An 11,102-nucleotide genomic window follows, 5' to 3' on the forward strand; every position below is an offset into this window, starting at 1 on the left:
CCGACGGGGTGCGGCGGTCCGGGCTCAGGCCCTGGACCGCCGCGCCTCGACGCCGTCCAGGAGAATGTTGAGGCCGCGCAGGAAGCTGCTGTCCCGGCCCGCGTCGATCTCGTCCGGTACCTGGGTGGTGTACAGCCGGTGCAGTCGCGGGTGCGAGCGGGTGGCCTCGACGACGGCGGGCAGCAGCCGGTCCATGAACTCCTGCTCGCCCTGTCCGCTCCTGGTCAGCGCGCTCAGCCAGGCGGCCTCCACGGTGGCGGTGCCGATGGTGTAGCCCATGACGACGCCCATCACGTCGTTGGCCTCGCCGAGTTCGAAGCCGGCCGTCTCCATCAGGCCCAGCAGCGCCTCGGAGAGCCGCATCCAGTTGGGGCCGAGGTAGACCATCCCGACGTCGCCGATCATCGAGACCATCCACGGGTGGCGGACCACGGCCGCGCGCAGGCCCTCGGTGCACTCGACGATGGCGGCGCGCCAGACCGCCGGGTCCTCGGCGCCGGTGGCCCGGGGCAGCGGGAGTTCGCCGAAGACCTGGTCGACGACCAGGGCGAGCAGTTCCTCCTTGTTGGCGACGTGGGTGTAGAGGGAGGTCGCGCCGGCGTTGAGCCGGGCGCCGAGCTTGCGCATGCTCAGCGCCTCGATGCCGTCGGAGTCCAGCAGGGCGAAGGCCTCGGCGACGATCTGCTCGCGGCTGAGGGCCGGCTGGGTGCGCCGCTTCTGCGGGCGGTTCCACGGCGAGGCGAGGCCGGGCTGCGCTTCGGTCCGGTGCTCCGGCGCGGTGTCCTCCGACTTGGCCGTCATCAGGCCCTCCATTCCACGTGCCCCCTGGTCGGGTGCGGTCCGTCCAGCATAGGCCCCGGCGCCGAACACCGTACGGTCCTGCGAACGCTGTGCGGCGGGCGCACACCGTACGGCCTTGCGCACAGTGTTCGGCCTCCGTACAGTGTTCGGCGTAGCGCACACCGTTCGGTCGGGGACGGCGGACGGTGTGCGCCACGGGGACTTCCGCGCGGCTGCCGCCGACGCGAGGACGTGCGCAGGGCTGCGGCCGACGCGCCGAACCGAAGGGGGAACGCGGTGGATCGTCACCCGCGTCGCTGGCTCATCCTGGTCGTGCTCTGCCTCAGCAGCCTGGTGCTGGTGATCGACAACATGGTGCTCACGGTGTCCATCCCGCCGATCGCGGAGGACCTCGGGGCCGGGGCGCAGGACATCCAGTGGATCATCGATTCGTACATCCTGGTCTTCGCCGGCCTGCTGCTGACCTCGGGCAGCCTGTCCGACCGGTTCGGGCGACGAAAAGTGATGATCATCGGACTGGTGCTGTTCGGCGCCGCCTCCCTGGTCGCCTCCGTCGCCTCCAGCCCCGGTGAACTGATCGCCGGCCGGGTGCTGATGGGCGTCGGCGGGGCCCTCGTGATGCCGAGCACGCTCTCCATCCTGATCACCGTCTTCGACGACGCGGAGCGGCCCAAGGCGATCGCCGCCTGGACCGCGGTGGCCATGGTCGGCCTGGTCGGCGGCCCGGTGCTGGGCGGCGTGCTGATCGCCCACTTCTGGTGGGGCGCGGTGTTCCTGCTCAACGTGCCGGTGGCGGCGGTGGCCGTCGTCGCGGCGATCGTCCTGATGCCCGAGTCCAAGGGCCCCTGGCGCAGGACCGACCTGCCCGGCATGGTGCTCTCGATGGTCGGCATGACCGCGCTGGTCTGGTCGATCATCGTCCTCCCGAAGGACGGCTTCGCCCACGTCAACACCCTCGGCCCGCTGGCCGTCGCGATCGCCGCACTGGTCGGCTTCGGCATCCGCCAGGTCCGCACCGATTCGCCGATGGTCCCGCTCAAGCTGTTCCGCAACCGGGTCTTCACCGGCGCCAGCTTCTCCCTCGTCCTGCTCACCTTCGCCACCGGCGGCCTGATGCTGGTGCTCACCCAGTACCTGCAGTTCGTGCTGGAGTTCTCGCCCACCGACACCGGCCTGGCCTTCATCCCGCTGGCCGTCGCCTCGCTCGCCTTCAACGTGATCGGCGCCGCGATCGGCAAGAAGGTCCCCGCGCGGGTGGTGACCTCGATCGGCATGGTGGTCATCGCGGGCGGCTTCGGCCTGCTGGCCACCCTCTCGGTCGGCGACGGCTTCCCCAAGGTCGCCCTCGCCATGCTGGTCCTCGGCGTCGGCTCCGGCCTCGGCATGCCGGCCGCCGCCAACGCGCTGATGGGGGCCATCCCCGGTGAGCACGCCGGCGTCGGCTCCGCGCTCAACGACACCATCCAGCAGTCCGGAGCCGCCCTGGGCGTGGCCGTCCTCGGCACCGTGCTCTCCAGCACCTACACCGGCGCCATGCCCGCCGACGCCCCCGCCGCGGCCCGGCACGGCATCACCGACGCCCTCGCCCTCTCCGCCGGCAGCGGCGACGGCGCCCTGGCCCGGGTCGCCCGGGAGGCCTTCAACACCGCCACCTCCACCACCTTCACGGTCGGCGGGATCGCGGCCCTGGTCGCGGCGGCGCTCACCCTGGTGCTGATGCGGGGCGGGCCGGCGGGCGGGGCGGGGCCGGCGGCCGGGGAGGGCACCGAGGCCGAGGTGGCGGTCGCCGAGGTGGCGGCCTGACCGTACGCCCTTGGGCTCAGGTGCCCCGAAGGCAGCCCGAAGGCCTCGACCGGTTCGCCGGTCGGGGCCTTCGGGCGCTCCGGAACGCGGTGCCCGTGCGGCGCGCGTAGCCTTCGAACATGCCCACCGACTACGCGGAACGCGCGTCCAGGCTGCCCGGGGCGGTGCTGTGGACGAAGGGCCCGAGCGTGGGCGCCGACGGCGGTGGCCTGGTGCTGCCGGACGGCTGCATGGACCTGCTCTGGACCGAGGGCCGGCTGCTGGCCGCCGGACCGGACACCCGGGCGTTCCGGCCCGGCCCCGAGCTGCCCGGCCCGTGGGCCGGCGTCCGCTTCCGGCCCGGCACCGGGCCCCTGCTGCTCGGCGTACCGGCCTCCGAACTACGCGACCGCCGCGTCGGGTTGGCGGACCTGCTGCCCGGCGCCGAGGTGCGCCGACTGACCGGGCGGATCGCCGCCGCCCCCGACCCGGCCGCCGCCCTGGAGGAGCTGGCGCTGCACCTGGCCGCCGCGGCCCGGCCCGAGGACCCGCTGGTACGGGCGGTGGCCGGCGCGCTCGCGGCCGGGCGCAGCGTCGCGGCGACCGCCGAGGCGGTCGGGCTCGGCGCCCGGCAACTGCACCGCCGCTCACTGGCCGCTTTCGGCTACGGTCCCAAGACACTGGCCCGGATCCTGCGGCTGCAGCGCGCCCTGCGGTTGGCCCGCGCCGGCGTCCCGCTCGCCGACACGGCGGCCCGGACGGGCTACGCCGACCAGGCTCACCTGTCGCGCGACGTACGGGAGTTGGCGGGCGTCCGGGTGACGGACCTGCTGCCGGGCGGGCCGTAGCCCGGATCCCCGGACGGGCGCGTCGGAGCGGGCGTCGGAGCGGGCCTGGGACGGACCTCGGACGGACCCCGGACGGGCCTCGGAGCGGGCCCTGCCGTCAGCCCTGGAGCGGCGCGAGCAGGTCGACCCCGTTGCCGTCCGGGTCGCGCAGCGAGGCGTAGCGCTGGCCCCAGAAGGCGTCCCAGGGCTTGAGTTCGCCCTGGTACCCGGCGTCGGTCAGCTCCTGGTACACCGCGTCCACGTGCGCCGGGCTCTGGCAGCGGAAGGCCATGGCGGCCCGGGCGCCGCCGGTCGGCGGCTGCCAGTCCGGGTGGAAGGAGCGGATGGTCGATTCGGCGTCCAGGACCAGGAGCAGCCCACCGGGCAGCTCGGCCTCGACGTGCGGCTCCTGCTCGGAGCCCTCGGGGAAGACCAGTCCCAGCCGCCGGTAGAAGGCGACGGAGGCGGCCATGTCGGAGACGGCCAGGCCGATGAAGGCGAACCGTGGTGCGGATGTGCTGTCCATGGCTCCGACGGTAGGCGGCCCACGGGAGCGGGGTCTTGAAGGAATCGGACGTCCCCGCCCGCTACCCTCCGGTCATGTCGAACAGCACCTCCGACCTGGACGAACCGATCCACGTCGTCCCGTACGACCCGGCCTGGGCCGGTCTCGGCCGGGCCCTGGCGGAGCGGCTCGCGGCCGGGCTGCGCGGGCTTCCGGGGGCGGTCGGGCTTCCGGGGGCGGTCGGGGTCGAGCACATCGGCTCGACCTCGGTGCCCGGCCTGGCCGCCAAGCCGGTGCTCGACGTACAGGTCGGCTGCGCGCCCGGGGACGTCGACACGGTGGTCGCGCACGTCCGCGCCCTCGGCTTCGAGGACCTCGGCGAGTCCGGCGTACCCGGTCGGCGCTACCTGCGGCGGCGGGCGGAGCAGCCGGCCAACGTCCACGTGGTGGCGCTGGGCGGCGGGCTGTGGACCGACAACCTGCTGCTCCGCGACCACCTGCGGGCCCACCCGGAGGCGGCCGCCCGCTACGCCCGGGCCAAGCGGGAGGCGGCCGCGGCCACCGGGCGGCTGCTCGCGTACTCGGCGCACAAGGCGGCGACGGTGGCGGAACTCCTGGCCGAGGCACGGGAGACGGGGGCCTGATCGGCCCGCCGTCGGCCGCTCCTTGTACTGTCGATCACACTGTCGATCTTGGGAACAGTGACACCAGTACGGGGGAATGACGCATGTTCAGGACCGATCCGGAGACGCCCGACGCCTACCGCACCCCGGTCGAGGAGGTCTTCATCCGCAACCACCTCGGCCGGCGACCGGAGCTCGACGCCGACAGCTGGTCGCTCACCGTCGAAGGCCTGGTGGAACGGCCCCTGCGGCTGGACTTCCGGGCCCTCCGGGGGCTGCCGCAGACCAGGTTCACCGCCGTCCACGAGTGCTTCGGCAATCCGCTGCACCCGACCGTGCCGACCAGGGCCGTGACCAACCTGGACTGGGAGGGCGTCCCGCTCGCCGAGGTGCTGGCGCTGGCCGGCCCGCTCCCGCAGGCCCGGCACGTCTGGCTGGAGGGCGCCGACCGGGGCGACTTCGCGGGGGAGAGCGACGTGAGCTTCCTCAAGGACCTCCCGCTGGAGCAGGCCCGCACCGAGGTGGTCCTCGCGCACCGGATGAACGGCGAACCGCTGGCCCCCGACCACGGGCACCCGGTGCGTGCGGTGGCGCCGCGGATGTTCGGCACCAACTCGGTCAAGTGGCTGACCAGGATCGTGCTGGCCGCCGAACGCGCCGAGCACCTCTTCACCACCCGCCTGTACACCCGGGTCCTGCCGGGGGAGAGCGAGGTCCGGCCGGTCCGCGAGAAGGACGTCTGCAGCAAGCTGCTCAGCCTCAAGGACGGCTCCACCGTCCCCGCCGGGGTCCGTGAACTGGCGGGCTACGCCTGGAGTTCCACCGAGGTGACGGCCGTCGAGGTCGCGGTGGACGACGCCGACTGGCAGCCCGCCGAGCTGGACGGGCGCGGCCCGGACCCGAGTTGGCAGCGGTTCCGGCTCCGGCACGACCTCGCCCCGGGGGCGCACCGGATCCGCTGCCGGGCCACCGACTCCGCGGGGCGGGTGCAGCCGCTCACCGGTGACCGGAACGCCGTCCACGAGATAGCCGTCGTGGCGGTGTGACGCCTGCCCGCCTCTCCGAGGCTCTGCGGTGACACCCGTCCGCGGCTCTGCCGTGACACCCGTCGGTCGCTCCGCTGTGACACCCGTCGGCCGGATTCAGCGGCTGACGGGGCCGGCGGTGATCGCCGGGCGGACCTTGGTCAGCATCAGCTGGAGGAACCGGTCGGGGTGGCGGAAGCTCGCGAAGTGGCTGGCGTCGTCGATCAGCGCGAAGTCCTTGACCGGCGCGGTCACGTCGTCGAAGAAGCGGCGGGCCGGCGCGGGCGGGGTGAGGACGTCGTCGGCGCCCTGGAAGACGAAGAACGGGATGCGGAAGTCGGTGCCCTCGGCCCGCTCGTCGAAGGTCGCGGCCTCCAGCTGGAGCTGCTCGGAGAACTCCATGGCCTTCAGGTAGGACCGCAGCCCGCGCAGGGTGTGCAGCGGTGAGAACCAGAGCGAGCGCATCACCACGGTCTTCATGGTGTCGTAGGAGAGCGGGTCGCTGGTGAGGACCAGCTTGTTGTACTCGGCGACGTCCTTGGTGGTCCACCGGGTGCGGTCCGCTCCCATGGCCAGGGCGGTGGCCAGCTCCTTCTCCTTCTTCCGGCCCGCCGCGCGCAGCCGGGCGACGAGGGCGTCGTAGGCGGTGCGCTCCCGGCCGCCGTCGATGATGTTCTGGTCGGTGCCGACGTAACCGGAGTACAGCTCCGGGTGGTTGCGGGCCAGCCGCAGGCCGAGGACGGTGCCGAAGGAGTTGGCGACCAGCAGCAGCCGGTCGACCCCGAGCCGGGTGCGCAGGTGCTCGGTGACCTCCAGGGCGTCGCGGTACAGCTGCGGGTAGCTGAGCTCGCCCTGCCCCTCCGGGCCGCCGGCGGCGAAGGTGAAGCCGGCGCCGCGCATGTCCCAGCGGACGATCGTGAAGTGCTTCTCCCAGCCGTGGGTGCGGGGGAGGAAGACCAGGTTGGAGGCGCCGGGGCCGCCGAGGATCTCCAGGATCACCGGGTTGCGGCGGTCCTCGCCGCGGACGGAGACCCACTGGTCGATGCCGCCGATCCGGACGAAGCCGGACTCCTCGATGCCGTTCGGCGCGGTGATCCGCAGCTCCTTCGCGAACGCCGCGCGCTTGAGCTGCCGGTAGCCCAGCAGTCCGGCGACGGGAGTGGCGAGGGCGGCGGTGGTGACGGTGGCGATGGTGGCAAGCATGGTGTATCCCCCAAACTGTTTACTGCGTCAGCAGATGTGTTTAAGGTATATACAGTTCTGGGTGCTGTCAACGGGCGCCGCACGGGCGCCGCGCACGGACATGGCACGGACGTCGCACCGACATGGCACGGACATCGCACTGGATTCGAGGAGGAGACCGGGATGGCCAAGGAGAAGGCACGCGATCTGCGTGCGGGCGTCGCACTGCTGTGGGGCGAGCAGGAGCAGCCCACCCGCGGGCCCAAGCCCAGCCTGACCCCCCAGCGCATCGCCGCCGCCGCCGTGGTGATCGCCGACGCCGAGGGGCTGGACGCGGTCTCGATGAGCAAGGTCGGTGCCGAGTTCGGCGTCTCGGCCATGGCGCTCTACCGCTACGTGCCCGGCAAGGCCGAACTGGTCGAGCTGATGGTCGAGTCCGTGCTCGCCGGGGCCCCCGACCTGTCAGCCGCCGGCGACGGCTGGCGGGAGCGCATCACCGAGTGGGCCCGCCGCTCCGCCGCGATCCACCGTGCCCACCCGTGGCTGCTGGCCGCCACCGCCATGCGCCGCCAGCTGATGGGCCCCCACCAGCTCGGCTGGCTCGACGCGGCCCTCGCCGCCCTGGGGCCCTCCGGCCTGAGCGCCGCCGAGCAGCACCGGGTCTTCGTCCTGGTCGCCGGCCTGGTCCGCACCCTCGTCCAGCAGGACCTCGACTTCGACGAGCAGCACAGCCGGGAGTGGAGCCGCCTCACCAACGAACTCCTGGAGCGCCACGCCGACCGCTTCCCCACCCTCACCCGGGCCATCGCCGCCGGCGCCTTCGCCCCCGACCCCGTCGACCCCCTGGAGTTCGGCCTCGCCCGCATCCTCGACGGCGTCCAACTCCTCCTCGACCGCCCCACCGCCTCCGCCCCGCCGGCCTGATTCCCGCCCGGACCGGGGGCGGTTGCCGTCGGATCCTGCCGTCGGGGCCGCTACCGGTCGGCGGGGGCGTCGCCCGTGCGGAGGGTGAGGACGGTGATCTCGCTCGGGGCGAAGATCCGGAAGGGCGGGCCCCAGAAACCGGTGCCGCGGCTGGTGTAGAGCCTGGTCCGCTGCCCGTGCAGGCTCAGGCCGTGCACCACGGGCTGGTCGATCCGGACGAGGAAGTTGAACGGCCAGATCTGGCCGCCGTGGGTGTGTCCGGAGACCTGCAGGTCGATGCCGGCGGCCGCGGCCTGCGGGACGTACTTGGGCTGGTGGGCGACGAGCAGGACGGGCAGGTCCGGGTCCGCCCCCGCGAGGGCGCCGGCCAGGTCGGTACGGTGCCCGGCCAGGCCGGAGGACTCCGCGGTGACGTCGTCCACGCCGGCCAGCACCAGGGTGTCCCCGCCGCGCTCTACCAGCACGTGGCGGTTGTGCAGGGGTTCCCAGCCGAGGTCCGCCATGCGGTCCAGCCAGCCCTGGGCCTCCCCGCCGTACTCGTGGTTGCCTGTGACGTAGACCTTGGCCAGCCGGGCCCGGACGGTGCCGAGCGGCGCGGACTGCTCGCGGCGCTGGGCGGGGGTGCCGTCGGCGATGTCCCCGGCGTGGACGACCACGTCCGGGTCGAGCGCGTTGACCGCCTCGGTCACCCGCGCCGACCAGTCCGCCCGGTCGATCGGCCCGTAGTGGGTGTCGGCCAGCACCACGACCCTGGTCCCGTCCAGCCCGCCGCCGAGCCGCGGCAGGTGGACGTCCAGCCGCTTCACCCGGGGCACCCGCATCGCCTCGTGGTGCCCCCAGGCCAGCAGCCCGGCCGAGACCGCGGCCACCGCCACGGCCACCGTCCTGGCCCGGTCGGCGCCGCCGACGTCGAGCCCGCCCAGTACGAGGTTCACCAGGCCGCCCAGCACCGACCAGGTGAACAGGACCCACATCACCCCGAGGCTGGTGTCCCCGAGGCGCGCCGCCCGGTCGTTCCGCCGCGATCCGTGGCCCGCGACCATCAGGAACGGGAACGACACCAGCCAGACGGCGAACACCGCCGTGCCCGCCACGACCACCGGCAGCGGCCAGCCGGCCCCGGACCCGAGGAGCGTCCACCAGGGCGGCAGGCACAGCACCAGCAGGACGAACACCAGAACGGCCACCCGCCGAACCACCGACCGCCGCCGCCCCGGCCCCGCCGCCTCCGCCCCACCCGCAGGCCGTGCGGCAGCCGCGACCGCCCCGCCCTCCGCCCCGACCCCTGCTCCCGACCCGCCGGATCCGCTGTCAGCCACTGCGTCGCCCCTCACGTCTGGACCCCCTGCCCTCCCCATCATCCGCCACCCGCCACCCCACGAGCCCCGGCCGGTTCAGCCCGGAGACCGTCCGCGACTGGCTCACCACCTGGCACGCCACCGGCTTCTTCCGGGACCCGCCTGCTCGGCACGGTCCGAGCCCTGCGCAACCGGCACTGACGGGCACCTGGCCCGCCTCTGTATCACTGCCGGGCCTCCGCGGCCACGGCCTCGCTGGCCTCTTCCTCCGCACCCCCGAATCTGCCACCACCCTCCTCATCACACCCCTGCCCCATGACCCCGCCAAAACAACGAAGCCCCGGACCGTCGAAACGGTCCGGGCCTTCGCAAGCCGGAGGGTTTAGTTCCCCCGAACGCCGTCCGCCGGGGATCACACCCGTCTAGACCCGTGGTGGACCGGGATGTCGGAGGCCAGTCGCACCCCGCTGCCCGGGAGCGAACGAGAACGGACCTGAGAGCTGATTTGTGCCCTCGGCCCGGTTGTCGATCGGTACTGGTCCGGAGTTGACCGTGATGCTGGTGGCAGGCTTTTCGGAGGAGCGGGTCCGGCTAGGTTGTGGCCGGGGTGACGAGCGTCGGTTGGACGTAGCCGCGAATCTGCCCGTACCGAGGCGAAGCCGGATCCTCGAGCGCGGCGGCAGTCCTCGAACCGCTGTCCTTGACACCACCGGCAAGCGAGAGCGTCGGTCGGCCGGTCCGTGCGTCAGTCGTTGCCTTGCCTACGGTGCCGTCCCAGATCTTGGGGTCGCGGGCCCACTCGACCTCCGACAGCAGCTCGATCAGAGCCTCGGGGCTGCGTCGGGGCTCCGGGCTCCACGGCATCGACCGGTAGGCGACGGCACCGAGTGCAGCGAGCATGGCGGGGGCAGCGATGACCGTGTCCGTCCGGCGCTCGAAGTGCTTGGCGAAGGAGCTGAAGATCAACTCGGTGACGGCTCCGATGTACTGCTTGGCGAGCTCGGGGGTGCACCCCGCGGGCAGATCGGAAATGGGGCCGCTGGTCTTCTCGAATCCCGACCGCCCGAAGAGCGCCGTCACCACGAATGCGCGGAACGAGGACAGCGTCATCCACTCGGGGTCCGTGGACTTCAGCTGACGGGGACGTGCCGAGACCACCAGGCCGAGTGAGGTGTCCTGGCCTCCGGCCGAAGCCGGAAGGATGACACTCTCCAGCAGCGCGAAGGTGATGTCGGTGGCGAGGTTGCTGGAGTCCGAGGCGAGCGCCACGTTCTTGTTGGGGATGACTCCGAGCAGGTTGCGGTCGTGGAAGATCTGGCGTGCCCCGCGCAGGCTGATCTGGTGGTAGATCTCCACACTGACCAGCCGTTGTGACACCTGGCCTTTGGTCAGCCCGTAGGTCGCCGGCTCCTCCTGGAGCAGGATGTGTGCAAGGTGCTGGGTCTCGGCATCCACCAGGACTCCGGTGGCATCGAACGGCATGTACGCCAGCAGGTCGTCACCGAACGGAGTCCTGAAGCGGACGATGTCCATGTCGCCCGGTAGCCAGAGTGCGAACGGGGGCGTGGCCCAGCGCTCGCCGCGGGAGCCGCGCAGGCCCTCGGCGATGTACCGGGCGTAGTCCTTGGCGTTCGCCTTCTTCTTCGTCCCCTGGATCGTCCGCTGGATCTCGTTGCGCAGCTCGGCCTGCTCCCGCTGTGCGGCGGAGAGGTACTGCCTCATCCTGGGCATCTCGGCCTGGCGCGGATCGGGCACGATGCTGTGCAGCTGACCCCACGGCATGATGGCTAAGTAACGCTGTTCGGAGACCTGTTGGAGCCGTACGGGCCGCCCGCGGGTGAGGTCTACCTGGTCGACGTACTCGGGCTCGCGCGGGTCGGTCATCGGGTGCCTCTCGGATCGGCTCGGATGCTGGGCGTGCGCACCAGATCGATGCCGGAGTCCGGAGGTCCTGTGCGCTGACCCGAACTCTAGGTCGGCCACTTGTGTTTGGGCGGCAAGAATCTCGGATCTTGGCCTTTTATATGAGTGTTGGGGGGGGGGGGGGCCACCTGTACCCCCACCAGCAGTTTTATTTTTTTCGAACTAAAAACATGAGATAGTAAAAAAAAAAAAACACAAACAAAAACAAAAAA

General features: G+C 72.3%; 10 protein-coding genes. 5 read left to right on the forward strand and 5 right to left on the reverse strand.

Annotated features, from left to right (window positions below):
- Positions 1-24 precede the first annotated feature (24 nt).
- Positions 25-801: a TetR/AcrR family transcriptional regulator gene (locus tag ACFWXO_RS12085; protein WP_375882543.1), complete on the reverse strand. Its 777-nt coding sequence runs from the start codon at positions 799-801 to the stop codon at positions 25-27.
- A gap of 276 nt (positions 802-1,077) precedes the next feature.
- Here ACFWXO_RS12085 and ACFWXO_RS12090 point away from each other — a divergent pair, with 276 nt between their 5' ends.
- Together ACFWXO_RS12090 and ACFWXO_RS12095 are read left to right on the forward strand one after the other, a co-directional pair.
- Positions 1,078-2,604: an MFS transporter gene (locus ACFWXO_RS12090; protein ID WP_380523430.1), complete on the forward strand. Its 1,527-nt coding sequence runs from the start codon at positions 1,078-1,080 to the stop codon at positions 2,602-2,604.
- 119 nt (positions 2,605-2,723) lie between these two features.
- Positions 2,724-3,431 (forward strand): helix-turn-helix domain-containing protein, encoded by a 708-nt coding sequence (locus ACFWXO_RS12095; RefSeq protein ID WP_380523432.1) that lies wholly within the window; start codon positions 2,724-2,726, stop codon positions 3,429-3,431.
- 97 nt (positions 3,432-3,528) lie between these two features.
- Here the strand turns inward: ACFWXO_RS12095 and ACFWXO_RS12100 are convergent, their stop codons facing one another.
- Complete coding sequence (locus ACFWXO_RS12100) at positions 3,529-3,936, reverse strand: VOC family protein (protein WP_380523434.1); 408 nt, start codon at positions 3,934-3,936, stop codon at positions 3,529-3,531.
- Positions 3,937-4,010: 74 nt separating this feature from the next.
- On the opposite strand from ACFWXO_RS12100, the gene ACFWXO_RS12105 reads away from it, so the two are divergent.
- Positions 4,011-4,559 (forward strand): GrpB family protein, encoded by a 549-nt coding sequence (locus ACFWXO_RS12105; protein WP_375882533.1) that lies wholly within the window; start codon positions 4,011-4,013, stop codon positions 4,557-4,559.
- An 83-nt stretch (positions 4,560-4,642) separates the two neighbouring features.
- Positions 4,643-5,584, forward strand: coding sequence for a molybdopterin-dependent oxidoreductase (locus tag ACFWXO_RS12110; protein WP_375882531.1), 942 nt, complete (start codon positions 4,643-4,645; stop codon positions 5,582-5,584).
- A 96-nt stretch (positions 5,585-5,680) separates the two neighbouring features.
- On the opposite strand, the gene ACFWXO_RS12115 is transcribed toward ACFWXO_RS12110, so the two are convergent.
- Positions 5,681-6,766 carry an alpha/beta fold hydrolase gene (locus ACFWXO_RS12115; RefSeq protein WP_380523437.1) on the reverse strand — a complete coding sequence of 362 codons (1,086 nt, stop codon included), beginning with the start codon at positions 6,764-6,766 and terminating at the stop codon, positions 5,681-5,683.
- 162 nt (positions 6,767-6,928) lie between these two features.
- Here ACFWXO_RS12115 and ACFWXO_RS12120 point away from each other — a divergent pair, with 162 nt between their 5' ends.
- Complete coding sequence (locus ACFWXO_RS12120; RefSeq protein WP_380523439.1) at positions 6,929-7,669, forward strand: TetR/AcrR family transcriptional regulator; 741 nt, start codon at positions 6,929-6,931, stop codon at positions 7,667-7,669.
- Positions 7,670-7,719: 50 nt separating this feature from the next.
- Here the strand turns inward: ACFWXO_RS12120 and ACFWXO_RS12125 are convergent, their stop codons facing one another.
- Entirely contained in the window at positions 7,720-8,856 is a 1,137-nt protein-coding gene (locus tag ACFWXO_RS12125; protein WP_380523441.1) for a metallophosphoesterase, read from the reverse strand.
- 702 nt (positions 8,857-9,558) lie between these two features.
- Complete coding sequence (locus ACFWXO_RS12130; protein WP_380523443.1) at positions 9,559-10,851, reverse strand: DNA sulfur modification protein DndB; 1,293 nt, start codon at positions 10,849-10,851, stop codon at positions 9,559-9,561.
- Positions 10,852-11,102 lie beyond the last annotated feature (251 nt).

The sequence above is a fragment of the Kitasatospora sp. NPDC059088 genome (genome assembly GCF_042738155.1).
Classification (GTDB): Bacteria; Actinomycetota; Actinomycetes; order Streptomycetales; family Streptomycetaceae; genus Kitasatospora.